This window comes from Virgibacillus phasianinus, from assembly GCF_002216775.1.
Taxonomy (GTDB): Bacteria; Bacillota; Bacilli; order Bacillales; family Amphibacillaceae; genus Virgibacillus_F; species Virgibacillus_F phasianinus.
This window is the reverse complement of sequence record NZ_CP022315.1, coordinates 1,819,773-1,837,554: the sequence shown is the minus strand read 5'-3', so window position 1 is coordinate 1,837,554 and position 17,782 is coordinate 1,819,773. Positions and strand designations below refer to the sequence as shown.

15 protein-coding genes are annotated in these 17,782 nt (G+C 36.1%); 4 read left to right on the top strand and 11 right to left on the bottom strand.

Translation table 11 applies throughout. From position 1 onward, the window contains the following. Positions 1–190 precede the first annotated feature (190 nt). Positions 191–922 carry an ABC transporter substrate-binding protein gene (locus tag CFK37_RS09070; RefSeq protein ID WP_342746758.1) on the bottom strand — a complete coding sequence of 244 codons (732 nt, stop codon included), beginning with the start codon at positions 920–922 and terminating at the stop codon, positions 191–193. Between the two features lie 44 nt (positions 923–966). Next, positions 967–1,191, bottom strand: coding sequence for a hypothetical protein (locus tag CFK37_RS20400; RefSeq protein WP_245837343.1), 225 nt, complete (start codon positions 1,189–1,191; stop codon positions 967–969). A 445-nt stretch (positions 1,192–1,636) separates the two neighbouring features. On the opposite strand from CFK37_RS20400, the gene CFK37_RS09065 reads away from it, so the two are divergent. Together CFK37_RS09065 and CFK37_RS09060 are read left to right on the top strand one after the other, a co-directional pair. Next, positions 1,637–2,734, top strand: a complete 1,098-nt coding sequence (locus CFK37_RS09065; protein ID WP_172840481.1) for a hypothetical protein — start codon at positions 1,637–1,639, stop codon at positions 2,732–2,734. Between the two features lie 3 nt (positions 2,735–2,737). Next, on the top strand, positions 2,738–3,958 hold the full coding sequence (locus CFK37_RS09060; protein ID WP_089061557.1) for an amidohydrolase family protein: 1,221 nt from the start codon (positions 2,738–2,740) through the stop codon (positions 3,956–3,958). Positions 3,959–4,351: 393 nt separating this feature from the next. Here CFK37_RS09060 and CFK37_RS09055 read toward each other — a convergent pair whose 3' ends face one another. From CFK37_RS09055 to CFK37_RS09040, 4 genes are all read right to left on the bottom strand, one after another. Continuing rightward, positions 4,352–7,357, bottom strand: a complete 3,006-nt coding sequence (locus CFK37_RS09055; protein WP_172840480.1) for a DEAD/DEAH box helicase — start codon at positions 7,355–7,357, stop codon at positions 4,352–4,354. 164 nt (positions 7,358–7,521) lie between these two features. Further along, positions 7,522–9,081: a hypothetical protein gene (locus CFK37_RS09050; protein ID WP_089061555.1), complete on the bottom strand. Its 1,560-nt coding sequence runs from the start codon at positions 9,079–9,081 to the stop codon at positions 7,522–7,524. Between the two features lie 362 nt (positions 9,082–9,443). After that, the gene (locus tag CFK37_RS09045) at positions 9,444–10,283 is read right to left on the bottom strand and encodes a DnaD domain-containing protein (protein WP_089061554.1); all 840 of its coding nucleotides are present in this window, start codon (positions 10,281–10,283) and stop codon (positions 9,444–9,446) included. Positions 10,284–10,555: 272 nt separating this feature from the next. Further along, positions 10,556–11,128: an RNA polymerase sigma factor gene (locus tag CFK37_RS09040; RefSeq protein WP_245837342.1), complete on the bottom strand. Its 573-nt coding sequence runs from the start codon at positions 11,126–11,128 to the stop codon at positions 10,556–10,558. 298 nt (positions 11,129–11,426) lie between these two features. Here CFK37_RS09040 and CFK37_RS09035 point away from each other — a divergent pair, with 298 nt between their 5' ends. After that, entirely contained in the window at positions 11,427–11,909 is a 483-nt protein-coding gene (locus CFK37_RS09035; RefSeq protein WP_089061553.1) for a sigma-70 family RNA polymerase sigma factor, read from the top strand. A gap of 430 nt (positions 11,910–12,339) precedes the next feature. After that, positions 12,340–12,909: a competence protein ComK gene (locus CFK37_RS09030; protein WP_089061552.1), complete on the top strand. Its 570-nt coding sequence runs from the start codon at positions 12,340–12,342 to the stop codon at positions 12,907–12,909. Between the two features lie 304 nt (positions 12,910–13,213). Here CFK37_RS09030 and CFK37_RS20270 read toward each other — a convergent pair whose 3' ends face one another. The 5 genes from CFK37_RS20270 to CFK37_RS09005 form a co-directional block, all read right to left on the bottom strand. Continuing rightward, positions 13,214–13,921 carry an excalibur calcium-binding domain-containing protein gene (locus tag CFK37_RS20270; protein ID WP_089061551.1) on the bottom strand — a complete coding sequence of 236 codons (708 nt, stop codon included), beginning with the start codon at positions 13,919–13,921 and terminating at the stop codon, positions 13,214–13,216. A 444-nt stretch (positions 13,922–14,365) separates the two neighbouring features. After that, positions 14,366–15,289, bottom strand: coding sequence for an LCP family glycopolymer transferase (locus tag CFK37_RS09020; RefSeq protein WP_089061550.1), 924 nt, complete (start codon positions 15,287–15,289; stop codon positions 14,366–14,368). Continuing rightward, positions 15,289–16,458, bottom strand: a complete 1,170-nt coding sequence (locus tag CFK37_RS09015; RefSeq protein ID WP_089061549.1) for a DegT/DnrJ/EryC1/StrS family aminotransferase — start codon at positions 16,456–16,458, stop codon at positions 15,289–15,291. Before CFK37_RS09015 ends, CFK37_RS09020 begins: the two co-directional genes overlap by 1 nt. Beyond that, positions 16,451–17,092, bottom strand: a complete 642-nt coding sequence (locus tag CFK37_RS09010; protein WP_172840479.1) for an acetyltransferase — start codon at positions 17,090–17,092, stop codon at positions 16,451–16,453. Before CFK37_RS09010 ends, CFK37_RS09015 begins: the two co-directional genes overlap by 8 nt. Next, entirely contained in the window at positions 17,085–17,699 is a 615-nt protein-coding gene (locus CFK37_RS09005; RefSeq protein ID WP_089063591.1) for a sugar transferase, read from the bottom strand. The genes CFK37_RS09010 and CFK37_RS09005 overlap by 8 nt, the downstream gene beginning before the upstream one ends. Positions 17,700–17,782 lie beyond the last annotated feature (83 nt).

Below are 17,782 nucleotides of genomic sequence, written 5' to 3'. Positions count from 1 at the left end.
AACGGATACTTTTATTATTGAAATGGGTTAATAGCTTATCAAGGTTAATTGGCTTCTTCTCCCCTCCTTATTGTTTCATTATTTATATTATTAACAATATTACATTCATATTTCAATAGTTATCGTAATATTTCATTAGTTTATCGGTGAAATAAAAAACGGAATTGCTATAAACAATTCCGTTTTTATACTAGTATTTACGTGATGGTAATGCAGCTTCAGCTTCTTCTTTTCCTACAAAAACACTTTCATCCGCTTTAATCCATCGTTCAATTTCTTTTCCGGCTTGTAGATCTTTTGCAGCTTGAGCAAGCTGTGGTCCTAATAACGGATTACACTCTACAATAATATTTGACTTTCCTGCAGCAACAGCTTCAAAAATATCTTTTATACCGTCTACAGATACAATTTTAATATCTTCTCCAGGTTTTAACCCGTATTCTTCAATAGCTTGGATAGCACCTAGAGCCATGTCATCATTATGAGCGTATACTGCATCAATGTTTTCCCCATCTGATTTCAAAAATGCCTCCATAACTTCTTTACCTTTGGAACGTGTGAACTCACCTGTTTGCGATTTAATTATTTCATAGTTTGGATTTTCATTTATTATATTTGCAAAGCCTTCCATACGGTCGTTTGCAGAGCTTGCTCCTACCGTACCTTGTAACTCTACAATATTAACTTTTGTCTCTTCACCCATTAATTTAATTAATTCCTTGGCAGCGTTTTCACCTTCCGTTATGAAGTCGGAGCCGATAAAGCTTGTGTATAAGGATTCATCCTCTACATCAATACCACGGTCTAACAAGATTACCGGGATTTCTGCATCCTTAGCTTCAGTTAGCACTTTTTCCCAACCAGATTCTACAACTGGTGCCAATGCAATTAAATCAACTTGTTGAGCAATAAAACTTCTAATAGCTTTAATTTGGTTTTCCTGCTTTTGCTGAGCATCCGAGAATTTTAATTCAAAATCAGGGCTTTCCCCAAAGTCTCTTTAATTGACTCGGTCTCAGCGGTTCTCCATCCGCTCTCTGCACCAATTTGTGAGAAACCTACAACTATTTTATCAGATGAATCTCCCCCACCATTTTCACTATTCGCTTCAGATGTATCACTGTTGTTGCATGCAACTAACAAAAGCATAACTATCATTGATGTAAATACTAATAGTACCGACTTTTTCACTAACTTCACCCCTTTGTATTATTTAACATTAGAATACAATGAGATAGAAAAAGTGTATTTACAAAAAAACATAAAATTTTATATTTTTCGGTTTTTTTGTACAGTACTATTTTCTACCATCGCCTGTTTCGGCTTCTCAATGATCACTCTAAGATGATTCTCCTCTGTTCTTTTGTCATTAATGCACATAACTATCTAATTCCTTCCTGTTAAGTTCTTAGAAAGAAAAATTTGCTCCCTCTCATCATCTTCTATTTCCCTAACCTTAAATCCTTTTCGTGGAAATTGATATTGTGGTAACATCAATTGTTCCTCCAATTACCTGTTCAATAACCCCCTCTTTGCTTAAATATTGACTAAATTCAAATTCTAATCCCTTCTAACACCCAGGCACATATCCCCCCTCCCATCATACTCTATAATAAAACGTTATGGAGGAATGGATATGGCTAATGAGCAGGAGTCTGTTTCAAAAACTCCCCAGAACCGATCAAAGTGGCATCTCTTTGAAGTGATAGGTATTTTAATCGTTATTGGTTCCCTCACAGTACTTTTCTTTGCACCAGATTCACTATCACGGCTATTTGATACTATCGTGAAGGAAATTAAGCCAGTAGTTGTTGACACCTTCTTAACAAGTGAGGTTGGGATTGCTGTCATTGCCAGCGTGATCGTAGGGAGGGTATTAGAACGATTTGGTTTTACTGACGGGCTAATTCGTCTTTTTGTCCCTATAATGAAATGGTTCAAAATTAATCCGGCTGTTATTATTCCTAGCGCCTACAACATTCTTGGTGATATTAACGCGGCGGGGAAAATTGCTGGGCCAATCCTGGTAAAAGCAAAAGCAACTAAAGCTGAACAAAAAATTGCTGTAGCAACCATGATCCAGTCCCCGCAATCCTTTGCGACATTTGTATTGGGACTTATTGCATTATCTATCTTTGGTATCGATTCATTTCTGCTAATCCTTTTATCTATATTTGCACCATTAATTATTGTTCCGTTTGTTTTATCAAATACGATTTATCGCGACACCAAAAAAGTTACCTTAGAAGAACTTCCCAGGTTTACACCTAAAACTACAATGTTGAATACATTCTTTTCATCTGCAAAAGAAGGAACTGAGTTACTGTTTTTGGTTATTATTCCCGCAGTTTCGGTTGTATTCCTCTTCATTGGAATATTAAAATTTGCGGGCATTTGGGATACGATTGAAACGAGTATGGCAGCATTACTTACAATGGTTAGCATTGAGCCAGACACAGGAATTGTTTCATTTCTTGTTGCCCCAACCTTAGCAGTAGCACAACTTGCTGATTTGGCTGCAACCATTGACCCACGCCTAATTGTCGGATCATTTGTTCTAGCAAATTCGGGGCTTCCGATTTACGTCATTATTGGACAGATACCCGCTATATGGGCTGAAACATCGGACTTATGTGAAAGAGAAGTTATCTATGCTTCATTAATCGGGATTCTGATCCGTGTTGCAACTGCTTGCATACTCGGTTATTTCTTAACTCCTTACTTGGTGGTGTAAAAAATGAAGGATTCTTATTTGATTCACGCAGGAAAAATCGTAACGATAAGTGATTTAGGGACCATTTATGACGGGGGAATGATGATTAGTGATGGAAAAATAGCTGAAGTTGGAGATTGGCTCACATTAAAAAAACGCTTCCCGACATTGCAGAGACATGACTATTCTGACTACGTTATCACCCCATCTTTGGTAGATTGTCATACACATTTGTTAGAATTCGCCCCTTCATCCCTATACCCAATAACAGCCAGCACGCATGTATTAGCAGGTAAATCGATATTGCTCCATGCTCTAATGTCTGGAATTACGGCCTTAGGTGAACAAATCTGTGGACACCCGAACAGTGATTTTGCGATGGATGATTATCGCAGTTTTATCAAGGACTTCCCACTAGATATTTCATTCGCAGCCACAAGTATTTCCATTGGATTTGATAGATTAGCTCATTTTACGTCGATTACCAAATCAAAATCAGTACACCAGTCCGACCTTTCTGACCCCTTATTAGTGAAAATAATGGCCGAACAAACTGACTACCCAGGAGAAAATCTATTCATCAATGCAACACCGGCTAACTTTACACCTGATGAGGTTCCACGCGCTGGGGAAATCATATACTCCCTGAATGAATTAAAACAAATTGTCAGGATTTTTCACGAACACGATAAAAAAATCGGTGTCCATGTTGCAGGTGTAGAGGGTATAGAAATGGCTCTTGAGGCCGGTATTGACGTGCTTCATCATGCCCACGGTATTTCAAAGAAACAAATAGAAAAGGCTGCATTACATGGTGTAAAAATTGTCGCCACACCGTTAGGAGGGACCCATCTAGAACCAAATTCACCCAAAAACATAGTAGAACTGCTAAATAATAATATCGATGTATCCATCGCAACAGATTCCTATTTACCCCCGTATCAAAATGTTGAATGGCTACCTTTTGACGATCAAAAATTGCGAGGTCCCGACACTCTAATGTTAATCGCCAACCCTGGAATGAAACAGCTAAAGGAAAACGGATATGATGAAAATCAGATTCTTGCATTACTAACAGCAAATCCAGCTGAAATATTGGGTAAAGCTGACCGATTTGGAAGGTTAAAAAAAGGCATGGATGCAAACTTCTTGGTAGCCAAAGGTATCCCTGGATTGGAAATAGTGGATATTGAAGATATAAGAAAGGTTTATTTTCGTGGAGAAAAAGTTGTGGATAGAGGGTAGTGGGACGTGGGGACAGGTTCCTTGTCCCACTACAGAATTGTTTTAAGGTTTGACGATTAAAGTTACGGGATAGTACGAGGGAGTTGGATTTGGGTGGTTAACTTTAGTTTTAGTAGCATAGGTTCTAATGTTTAAGTTCTTTCCTTTCCTTCATATTTGGGAGAATCCCATATTTCTTTAAAATAGATTATTAATAGATTTAATTAAAAAAGAGGTATTGTGCTTTTTACAATACCTCTTCATTCCTGGATATAGATTATATTTTTGGATATTTACACATTAACTAAAGGCATTGATTAAAAACCTAAATGCCTGCTTTTAGACCTGTATCTTCCTATTCAAAACAATTTAATCTTATTTCCAAAATGAACTCTACATAGAATCTCTATACATCTAACTACAATACAAAACTACATTGGAACCATAAGTATCGCGCAAAAATGATTCACATGCTAATAAAATAATATTCATTTCATCTGAAATTATTTTACTTTGTACACCAGGTTGAACAATATTCATGTTTATTCGAGCTTTCTTACCAGCCTTCAATTTATTTTTGATAGTATTCAAGTCATTAAGAGAACCCTTTTCGATTCTAGAATCTGTCCCCGTTTTCGCCAAATACCTATTTTCTCTATACATCAATCTTTCCACCAATGACACGTAATCATTTGCCCAACGTAGGGATTTCTCGGTTTGTCCACATACCTCGTATAAATCCTTCGTTCTCGCACCTGGAATTTCTTTACTAGAATACTTACAATGGAAAAAGTCGAATTCTATCATTTCATTTGTTTCCTTAATTGCTACAATATCAGCAACTTCTCCGGAACCATCATCATCAAAAATAATCTGATAGTCATCTTTTTGCAAAACATGATTAATCATAGAATATTGAATTGAGGTTGAATCTTTATGTCTCCCTTGGGACTCTTTTTTTATATTAACATTAAGTTGTTCCCAATCTATTGGAAAGATTTGTTTTCCACCAAACTTACCACTAGTTGGTCCATATAATTCCACCTGTATATTTGACTCTAATGAGTATATTTTACCTTCCCCCATAATCCAAACTCTTGGAGGCTCATTCATAAAATATTCTTGTGCAGTGATTTTAGTCTTCCCCGATACATAAAATATTTCCGTTTTACTTATCTTAGTAATTTTAAAATAGTCTTCGGTTAACGAATACTGAAACTCAATTTTTCTACCTTGAATTTCTAACGTTAAAATGAGCTTTTCATTGTCACTCTTTTCATTATTGATATTCAGTTCACAATCAGATAGGGGTACTATTTTATCACTTTTTTCTACAATAAATCCCTTTCTTGGTGAATTTTCTAGTTCAGCATCATTTGCTAATTCAGCTTTATATAAAATTCCCTTTGGAAAAGAAGAAACCATTATTCCTCTTAAAGATCCTTCTAAGATATCCACGGGATTTATATTATTATCTCTAACTTTCTTTGACATATGGTTACACCAATTTTTCCAATAATTTATTGATTCAATCCATCTGGACCAAACTTTCCCTCTATAAGAACAACCAATGCTAATTTTTCCATTCCCATTAAAGCCATTACCAAATAGGTTTGATTTTGTTGATGTTCCCCTAATTGCGTTTGAAACTCCCTCAGCCACATCTGTTCCTGCAAACATTCTATAACTTACTTTCCCAGGTAGTTCATTTCGCAACCCTAATGTTCCAATCATCAATCTATTCACACCATCTAGTATTCTAAAAATTACATCACCTTGAATTCTATTGCTTTCAGGAAACATGGCTTCAATAAGTCTGTTTCCTTTTCCTTGATCGGTTTCATTAACATGAATTATGTTATTGACAGTATCATAATAAATCACGAACAGATTCCAATCTAGTTCAGTAATAGCTTTTTGAGTTGACCAAGCAACAGTAGATTCAACCTTTTCAACTAAAACCATTAGTTTCTCTGATTTTGAATAGTAGCACATAGCGTTATCGGGATCTAAAACTTTTGTCCAATTTTCATTAAGCCATTCGCTTTTTGAATAGTTAAACATTCTTGTGCTAATTTTCATTTGTAATTGATAAATATCTATATCAGAAATATCTTTATTATCTAGACTTTCTAACAAGGTGTGTATATTTATCTCCTCGGCAATTTTCTCAGTAGAAACTACACTTAGAAGTTTGTTCCAATCAGAATCCTGTTGGAATAATTCTGCCATTTGATTTTTTAGGTCATCATTAGCTATATTGGTAATTAACTTGGCATCACCTAAGTTCTCCTTTGAACGTGCAAACCTACCGATAAATTGAAGCGTTATTGGCAGCGTTTTATACTTATCATGAACAGCAGCAATCTTTAAGGAAGGAATATCTACTCCTTCTCCAAACATATCTACACAAACTACAATTTGACATTTGTATTCCCGTAATTTTTTCATAGACGAGGTATTTACTGATTTAGGTTGTCCACTGATTACCAACACGGGGTTAAATTCTGAGTAATATTTGCTATAAATATTGTCAAAAAGAAACTTTGCTCTGTCCCTATTACCTGCTCTTGCTAAAATTATATGTTTATTTCCTTTATCCATATCTTTTTTTAGGATCTCTACAGCCCTTTTTGCGATAGCTATATCCCCTTTTAATTCATCAAATTCTTCAACGGGATAGTATTCTATGTTTTTGAAGTACCCTTGATCCTGGGCTAAAGCCAAGGGATAGTTATATATGAGTTTACCAGCTATTCGCTTCCCATCATCTCTATATGGTGTAGCGGTGAATTGAAGTATCTTTTTCTCCCTGAAATACTCTTTAAAATTAGACCACGTGCTTGCTGCAATATGATGGGCCTCATCAATAATTAATGTGTCACATATTGTAGATAAATGCTCTTTATATGAACCTTCAAATTTAGCTAATAAGGACATTGTCGATACTATGACATTTGAATTTTCTACTAGTTCTTTTAGTTCATCAATATTTGATGGAATACTAGCCAAAATGGTAGTATTAGGCATTAAAATTGATGGGTCCACCATACCTATCCTTGGAAATATCCCGAAGTGCTGGACATTTTCATAAATTTGTTTCCTTAATAAGTTTGAGGGTACAACAATTAGGGTTGTTTTTAGTCTTTCTGAAAGAATTGTAGCAAACATGGTCTCCGTTTTTCCTGTACCTGTTGGCATGACTATAGTGGCAGTCTCATTACTTATTGTCCAATGAGCTCTGATTGCATTCAACGCACCATATTGAGGAAACCTCAATCCCTCCTCTTCCTCCGCCCTAGAACGTTTTTCTTGATAACCTTGAATCCATGATTTAAATACGTCAACGGGCTTAACAAGTTTATTATTTTCATCAACATTATAAGTAAACACATTTTTTTTAATTTTAATTTTCTCCATAACACTAATCCCCCAGGACAGCATTTACATTTCCATTTTGTAGGCCTTTCATTTAGAACAATAACTGTATTATCAATTTGCTATTGTGTTAATGCAAAATAAACCTATTCAGTTCATAAGTTATAGACTATCTCTTTTGGATGGTTTTGTTTGAAACGGGGAGCCTATTCCTGAAAAGAAAGATTAATCCTTTTCTTAAGCTCTGCTTTTATCGTCTTCACATAAAACTCAAGAAATACCTTAACCGGATACTTTGCAAGGTTATCATTTTGATTAAAAGAGACCCCAGAACTTTTCATATGACCAATTAACTTCTCTAACGAAACAACCATCGTTTCACCAGATTGATTTTCATCTATCCATTTCAATATTGCTTTCCGCCAAGCCCTAGTTTCCCCATCAATATACAGTTCACCCTTAATAGGATGCGACAGAAGCGCTTCTCTAACCTTCTTTTCTTTCTTTTTGTCTATACTATCCTCAGTTTTCTTGTAACTGGATTCAGGTTGGCTTTGTTGATAGGTATATTTACCAAACTGGAACTTTCTTTGTTTTTGATAATCCCAATAATCTGGATGAACCTCAATTGGCCTTTGAGCGGCTATTCTCATCGTTTCTTGTCTTTCTCTTTCAAATTTTTCATCTTCCAGATACTTTGCTTTCTGAATTTGTTTTTGCTTTTCTTCGTCCATTTCTTTGATTCTTTGTTGCTCCTCATCCAACATTTTTTGTTCTAGCTCAAATTGTGCTTTCCGTTCAATTAGTTCCTTAAGAAAATCGTTTCTCTTTCCGTCCTCATTCTCCTTTGAAAATACAAAATGGTTTTGTTGTGCATTCATCGACAAAGCCCGATCCAGAGGCACCTCTGAAGAAGATAATTTATAAAACGTTATAGTGCGATCATGTTGCGATATTGGTATGAAACGGAAGATGGTACATAATCGATTAAAAACATCTACATATGCAATATTCATCGTATTAAACTCTTCCACTTCTGTACCTGTATCTTGTGTTAAGTAGTCTAATAGTTCACCCTGTACATTTTCGGTTAGAAATGTATCCCAAAGATCATCTTCATGTGTCTTACTAGTTACATAGGTTTCAGCCTTTAGGAGGGTGCCTTTATTCGTTTCGTCTAAAAAGGAAAGCCAACTGCTATCAACAAATGAAAAGTGCTTAAATTCCTCTTCTTTATAGGTTTTCATTCGTTTGGAAAGGTGTCGGGCATAACTTCCGGATGTTAACCCTTGATTAATGGCAGTAAAATAATCAATCGCCCAACGTTCATCAGAATTCGGAAACTTTATGATAAAATCCGGAATAAACGAGAGTTTCTTTCTGTAATGATACCCCCTCCCAATTTCTGCATTGTAAGGTTTCAACTCTCCCTCTAATAACTCACGAAAAATGGTGAGTCCAATATCTTTTTTAGATTTATCCTCATGCTTAGAGACATGCTTATGATAGGTGTTTGTGTTTTCAGAATAAGAACATTCACTTTCATCAATATGCCTAAAGTAAAAGGGTCTTCCTTCTTCTTTGATTAAATTCATATTTACCGGTTTGTTGCAGCATAAACAGGTAAAAGCACTCTTCTTTGAAAAAACACGATAATTGACTTCGAACCAACGTATAACTTCTGACCTTGTTAGTTTTTTCTGTTCTAATTCTCTTCTTTTCAGTTCAATGTTAAAAACGGAATTATGTAGGTAGGCAGAATCCAAGTTATACACCATCCCTTCTAATGGTTATAGGACTATTATACCATTATGTGAAATTATGGAAATATATAAATTAGAAAATTATAATTTTAATTTAAAATTAAAAATTGAAATGGTTGTATTTGCACTAACACCATCAAACATTCAGTGCTTTTATCTTTTTCGGGTTTATCCTGAAACTCCCACCTTTTTATTGTTTCGCACCTGTCCCCTTCCCCTCTTCTCTTTTTATTTTATTTATGTATAAGTATGTTCCGGTATTGATCCGGAAATGGTTCCTTTTATTGTTCCGGGTATTGTTCCTGCAATGGTTCCGGTATTGTTCCTGCTATCATTCCACCCTCACCCATTCACCAGCCAACCAATCATCCTTGCCTCAACCCCGCCAGCAATCTCTCAACCTCTTCCTTCTCCGCAACAGGATCCATCACTTCCACCATCTCTACCACTTGTTTCCGCTTCTTGCGCTTCTGTTCCCTAAACCAATCTGGTATCACTTCACTAATAACTGTCCCACTCCCGCCATACGAACGCGGCTTCCTCTCACGCCCAACACGAAAGTTCTTCTCTTCTTCCTGGGCAGCTTCTACCTCGGTAATTCCCTTTTTGGCCCACGCCTGGAGAATCCCCTTCACATATCCCCAATTTCCTTTCCCCTGTTCCAAAGCACGCTTCATCGCATGCAAAACAATGGGTTCGCCTGCATCCGAAACCCACTGAATAATGTCATTCGCCACATACGGATTGATCAAACCGAAATTATCTTGGAAAAATACCACCGCGTCTGTTGTAGTTGTATTTGTTGTATTGTTTTGTTTTCTTTTTTGTTTCTGTTTAGTTAATGCGTCCAGGTTGCCGTCCAGATTGTGGTCCACTTTTTGCATATGCTGTGGATCAGGGGCATTCGTTTTATTAACCGCATTCGCATATAAACAAACCATCTTATACAACGCAGACTGATTTCCATTTCTGGAAGTCACCTGAATATATCCATTTTCCTCTAATTCTTTGCGAGCACGCTTGAAGCTGCTCTCCGTCAATCCTGCTTTATCACTTAACTTTGATGCAGCAACTGTAAATTCCTCGCGCCAGCATAATTTATTATTAATATCCGTTAATGTATACCATAGTGAGCGTGCATTAACCGAAATCGGCTCCAAATCAATTCTAAAATGAAATTCGTTCAGCTGTTTAATATAATTCATCGTCAACCACCCTTTTTATAAAAAACTCTCTACTATCTATAATCGAAAGAAATACCCAATTAGGTGGCATCAAAAATAAAAAAATTTTAAAGGGACATGGGTTACCTGTCCCACAATTCCCAGGCCTTTTATCGTCTGATGCCTAATCATATCTACTAAAGTTATAAAGATATAACGAAAAACCAGCACCCCTTGATAACGCATGGAATGCTAGCTTTATCTATGTTTACAAAACGGGACAGGGAACCCGTCCCCCGGACCACCCCCTTAGGTTAACGAGCGGGACGAGGGACCTGTCCCTCCGTCCCAATCCACACTTCTTTCAGTTTCTGGCGGGCTCGTTTGCCTTGGCTTTTTACGGCGTCGATGGTAGTTCCTTGTTTCTCGGCTATTTCTTTGATGGACATGTTTAAGATAATGTAATGGTAAACCCAATTCCATTGGGCCTCTGTTAGCTGGGATTTTACTTGTTCCCACATCTCATCAGATGAATCGTCTACGGAAATACCGGTATAATCGGGAATCGGTGTTTCACTTTTTCGATTTCGATTACCACTATAGAGGGCAGCCCCTACCTCCTGTACACAACTGTCATCATGCTGCTGTTCTCTCGTCTTCTTTCTAAGTATATCGATTAATCGGTTACGAATCGTATAGTTGAAATACGTAGACATAACACCTTTATCAGGCTGATAGGTTTGATAAGCATTCCACATGGCACAAAGCCCTTCCTGATAGAATTCTTGATGTGGATCATGGATATGCAATTTATGAATATGGTAATGGATCCTCCGCTTATTTTGTTCGTAAACTTCTTCAAACGTCACATTCATGTCCTTGTCCATTTTTATCCCCCATTCCAATATTGAACGAACCATATTTTGTGGTCCTACTAGTATAATCGTAAGAAACCATCGAATAGGGGGCATCATTTTCAAAAAAATTGTAAAAACAGCAATACAAGAAGATTCTCCGCATCAAAACCTAATTTTCGCCAACATTCTTCAACTTTCTCCTAGAGATAATTGAACTTTCATATGAGAAAGATTATGTTTCCCAGGATGACCATTGCTGAATCCTGCACTATGATAACCCTACCGCGGAATAAATGGATAAAGGTCCTTTATCGAATATGAGGCTGTAATGTCTAGTGAGTTTAATGATGTATTAAAAGAAAATGAAGCTATAATTTATTTTCTGATGAAAAAATTAAAAATCCGTGATCCAGAGAAAGAGTTTTATCAAGAGGGGCTTATCGCACTATGGAAGGCCGTACAAACTCATAACGCTAAGCGAGGAAAACTCTCAACCTATGCTTATTTCCTCATTGAAAAGTCACTCCTGAGCTTGATTCGAATGCCAAAGGAGCCTGAGAAGCTAGAATTGATGGATTGGTATACGGATAAGAGCTTAACCTATGTGCTTGAAACAGAATTTGATCCTTATCAACTTAAAAGAATTGAACAGGTTTTAACGCACAAAGAGATGAAGTGGTTCACCTTGTTTGTCTTGCAGGACCTTTCTCTCAAAACCATTGCAGAGATTGAAGGAGTAAGCATTGAAGCAGTGAAAACCTGGGCAAAACAGGCGAAACCAAAACTTCAGCAATTGCTGCGAAATGAATAAAAAGAAGGCTAAATATAAGGAGCAAAAAAGACATTTTGCCTTTATTAGTTACATATATAACCAATAATTCAAAAGTATTACACAAGTGACGAAAAAGAAGCTATAATAGTTCTTAAGTAGGTAAAAGTGGAAGAATAAGGGATGTTTAAGGTTATACTAGAGAAGCATTTACACCTGAGACGTAAAAAGCCCAATAATACATAATAGCGGCTAGCATCGCAAACAAACATGGATGAAAAGCATTTGGATAATTTTGAGAGAAGCGATAAACTGCTTAACAAGTTGCGCGTTAAACGCTGACACAGCCCTAAAACTTTATCGTTGACCATGTTTACAAAAAAATAAAGAAAGAATGGAGTCAATTTACCTTGGCATCATCCTTCACCACATTCATTTCCTATTACTTAAAATAAAAGGGGCAACATTATCAATGGAAAAAATCGTAACAAATTATACTATAAACAGTAATACAATGGCTTTGCTGCCAGCTAAAAATATCGAATACGACACAATTGTGATCGAACAGTCTCGGCGGTTGTTTGTTAGAAAGACACCACTCGAGCTGATCAAATTAGCTTGTTTGGCTGAATTCTGCACATATGAAGGGATAAGGTGTGCCGTCATGCATCATACCGGTTGGCAAAAAAAAGTTCCTATTCCCATCAATAAGAATAAAAGCATTTACGCCTTTCCAACCCACGCTCCGACACATTTCCGGTGTGCTTGGATCTTTTCTAACCACGTGATGGAAATTAAACGGAGGCATTCTATAGAAAAACCGACCATTCAATCAGTTATAACTTTCAAAAATGGAGAACATCTAGACATGAACGAGTCGTATCACATATTAGAAAAACAAATGCATCGAACGAATATGTGTTTATTAAGATTCCCCTCGCGCTTAAGCGGCCCAATGTTTCATCAAGAGATGGGGGTAGGGATGAAAGAGTTATATTATGGTAAGGAATTTATGGATGATAGTGATTTGGAATTGAAGTAAGTTTAACCTATATAAGAACGGAGCAGGCAAAACATGGCTTCGTTCTTATATGATAAGGGAGATTATTCTAGGGGTTGTGCAGGATAAGTAATAAGCAGAGTCATTAAGAAAGCAACTTTCTAAATGGAAAAAATCGTTTCACATTACAATATCAATGATAGTAGAATAGCATTATTACCAGTCTTTTCGTGATGCACATACGAAGGGATGCATGCCCAGCATACCTGGCATACAATAACGAGTATCAATTAATAAATTGATACTCGCCTTAATACCTAACTTGAAAATTCAGGTTATGTTCTTTCTAAGATTCACACCCTACCCCATCTCCATCTCTGTCTAAATGTGAAGCATATCCAGGGTCACCTCGTCTAACAGGGGCTGCACCGGCTTCTTTTGCAGCTGTGCAATTATCATAGTAAACGTTTGAATTTACTTCTGATGAATTAGTTGTGCTAGAATCATAATTTGAATTTCCAGTAGTGGATTTGCTTGAACTAGAAGACACCAATTGCGCACTTGCTAATTTTGATTTAGTGGTTTCAAGTTTTGACTCTAGGTTTATTACTTTATCCTTTAAATTTGTTTTTGTTTCTGTTAAATCACTAATCTTATCGTTTAACGATTCCTTATCCTTATCAAATTCACTTTTTTCCTCCTTTAATGATTTTAAACTATTTTCGTATTTAGTAACCTTTGAAGACTTTTTCTTTATTTCGGATTCAAGTGCCGTAACCTGCTTATTAAGTTCCTTGTTTTCTGATTTTAAGTTAGTGTTTTTATTAGTTAGCTCTTCATTTTTCTCTAAAGCCTTATTTAATTGTCCTTGAACACCTGTGTCCATAAAGCTTATCCCTAGAATAAGGAAGACGAAACCTCCTATTAGTGCGGGATAAAATATTTTCTTTGAAAGCACTTTCTCTTTGTGTTTTGCCTTTTTAATAAAATGAAAAATTAGATAAAAAATTGAAAAGATAATACTAAGAAAGCCCAATAGTGCTATGAAATCCATATAAATCCCCCTTTTAATATATTGGTTTCCAATATGTTCCTTTATCTATTATCTATAATAATTCGACAAAAGTGATGGAAACCCTTTCCTTCATTACTATGTATTTTATATTTTTACATTTTACCGTACACAATACCTTCATAAAACGTTTTTTTAATTAATTTCATGTAGAAAAATAAATATTTGTCAAAATTAATCCTATAAATATTTAAAATTCAAGGGAATCGGTGCTGTGACTTGTCGCGAATTACCATATTATATTGAAGCTACCAAGTTCAAAAAATTACTCCCCAAATTGATTAATTCACTAATGACCAGTGTATATACAAGCACCCAAAGCAAAGAAGAGACTACCCCAAACAGGATAGTCCCAAAATTAGTTATTGATTTAATAGAATAATAGATTAGTGTAATGAATTAACTAAACCTTCGTCATTTCTACTATCAAGACTTCACCCCAACAATCATCTCATGCACTTTCTCAACTTCACTATCCGGCACCTGCAAGTAATAAATACCATCAATCTTAGTACCACTCCCTGACATCATATAACTTACGACATTCTTTCTTGTCCCTTTATATCCACTTAACAACTTTTTCATTTCATCAAAGTCCAAATTAGTGGTCATATTGTCGCCAAGTATATCAATTAGGCCATTTATTTTACTTATGGATGCAATGCTTGCACCTTTATCGATAATACCTTGTATCACCTGTCGTTGACGTTCGGTTCTACCAAAGCCACCATCTGGGTCCTTTTTCCGCATACGTACAAAACGCATGGCCTTTTCTCCATCTAATTCAATACGACCCTTTGTGAAATTGTATTCATGATACTGCCATGCCACATCATTATTCACTGTGATAGTACCTAATTGATCAATAAGTGCTTCTAAACCTTCCATATTCATTCGGACATAGTAATCCATTTCAATATCAAGAAAGTTCTCCACGGTTGCAACTGACATGTCGGCACCACCAAATGCATAGGCATGGTTAATCTTATCCGCATATCCCTTGCCCACGATCAATGTTCTAGTATCACGTGGAATGCTTACCAATTGCATTTTGTCATACTTCGGATCAAGCGATAAAACCATAAGTGCATCGGAACGACCAACATCATTTGCCCGTTCGTCAACACCAAGTAACAGTATATTCAATGGTTTAGTTGCTTTCACTTTTTTCTTTGTAAGTTCATGATCAATGGACTCTACCTTTTTATGCATTTCTCCATTAACTGTTTGTTTTGCATTGTTGTAAATGGAATATGCATAAATTCCAACTCCGAGTAGAACAACCAGAATAACGATAAGTGGTATTTTGATCCAAAGCTTTTTTGACTTTTTGTGTGATGAACGTTCCATTAAAAACTCCTAGATAGTGTCTTTTTATTTAACAAACTTTTAATCCCAGTAATTACTCTATCCTGTTGTTCTTCTGTCATATTAGATCCAGATGGTAAGCATAGACCATATTTAAATAGATTGTCTGATACACTATTGCCTTTTTCATGTGAATAATAGTCCATTCCATCAAAAAGAGGTTGTAAGTGCATTGGTTTCCACACTGGGCGTGCCTCAATATTATCTTTTCCTAATGCTTCAATAATTTCTTCCCTAGAGATACCAGCCTTTTCAGGATCAATTGTTAATGCAGTTAACCAGCGATTGGATTTGGTACCTTCTAATTCGGGCATAAACTCAAACCCAAGCTGATCAGCGAAAGCCTCCTTGTATCGATCAAAGACCTCACGACGTCGCTCTACTCGGTCATCTAACACTTCCAACTGTGCACGTCCGATTCCGGCGACAATATTACTCATTCGGTAATTGTAGCCAATTTCACTGTGCTGGTAATGAACAGCTTTATCCCTAGCTTGTGTTGCTAGAAATCTAGCTTTTTTCAAAGCATCTACATCATTAGAGACTAACGCGCCACCCCCGGAAGTGGTGATGATTTTATTTCCATTAAACGAAAAGATACCATATCGTCCAAACGTGCCACTCTTTTTCCCCTTATATTCACTGCCTAGTGATTCGGCAGCATCTTCTATTACCGGAACATCATAAATATCACATATCTCTATTAATTCGTCAATTTTCGCACTCTGGCCATACAAGTTCACTACAATAACAGCCTTTGGAAGTTTACCTTGCTTAGCAGCATCTTGAAAGGCTCTTCTTAATGCAGATGGTGACATATTCCATGTATCTGGTTCTGAATCTATGAAGACTGGTTTTGCACCTTGATACAGAATAGGATTTGCGCTTGCTACAAAAGTCAGTGATGAACAGAATACTGTGTCACCCTTACACACATTTAATAATCGTAATGCTAAATGTATTGCTGCAGTACCAGATGTTACAACCGCTGCATCATTTATCAAATTATAAGAAGCAAGATCGCCTTCAAATGCATCGACATTATTACCTAGTGGAGCAATCCAGTTGAGATCAAATGCTTCTTGTATATATTTTTGTTCGTTTCCACTCATGTGAGGGGATGAGAGGAAGATTCTATCTTTATTACTCATTTGGTTCATCCCTTTTCATCAATTCTTTAGCTGGCACTCCAACCACTGTTATACCGTCACATACATCGTTGACAACAACTGCACCTGCCCCAACAGTACTCCAACTTCCAATATTTTTTACTGGTATTACTACAGCACCAGATCCAATATGGGTTCCCTCTCCAACATTAACTACTCCAGACAAAGTAGCGTTAGGAGAAACATGTACAAAATCTTCTAAAACATTATCATGTTCGACAACTGCATTAGTATTAACAATACAATGGTTTCCAACGCTGCTATCAGCATTAATAACAGCATTAGGCATCACTACACTACCAAGTCCAATTTTAGCAGTATTACTAACTACAGCACTTGGATGAATTAAAGTAACATACTTATCAATGGGTATATTAAATTTTTTAAATAGCATTTGGCGTATGGCATTGTTCCCTATAGCTATACAAAACTTATATAAATCCACGTTTATACTATCCAAAAAGTTGGGATGAGCATAAATAATCCCATCTAGTTCATTCGTTTGATCAAATGCATCATCAACAATCGCATATAATTCCAAATCATCATTTTCAGCTACAATATCCTTAATTACTTTACTATGGCCACCGGCACCTATTAATACTAATTTAATCATTTCCAGAAACCCTTTTATCATATTTACCTTTAAATTTCTCCATTGTTGCTTGGCCATCCTGATTAATACCTTCAGACTTAAAAACCTTTATTACAGTTAAAAACAATATTTTAATATCTAACCAAAATGTTTGATTATCTACATACCACACATCTAATTTAAATTTTTCTTCCCAGGTAATTGCGTTACGGCCATTAACTTGTGCCCACCCGGTAATACCTGGTCTTAAATCATGGCGTCGAGCCTGTTCGGAAGTATATAAAGGGAGGTATTCCATTAATAATGGACGTGGGCCGACCAAACTAATATCACCCTTAAGCACATTAAAAAGCTGTGGCAGTTCATCCAGGCTTAATTTACGGATTATTTCTCCTGTTTTCGTTAAGCGGACATTGTCAGGTAATAGTTCTCCATCTGTGTTACGTTCATCTGTCATGGATCTAAATTTGTAAACATAAAAAGGTTTACCTTTTAATCCAGGTCGTTTTTGTTTAAATATAACTGGCGATCCTAATTTTAATCTAACAATTATTGCAGTTATTCCAATAAATAAGGATAAAATAATTAGGGTTCCCAAAGAAACTATAAAATCAAAGCACCTTTTAATTTTAATCACCATGCCTATCTATAAATCTTTTCAAATCTATTATCTTTATAAAAATAAATATTATGGTTTTTTAGTAAAGTCAT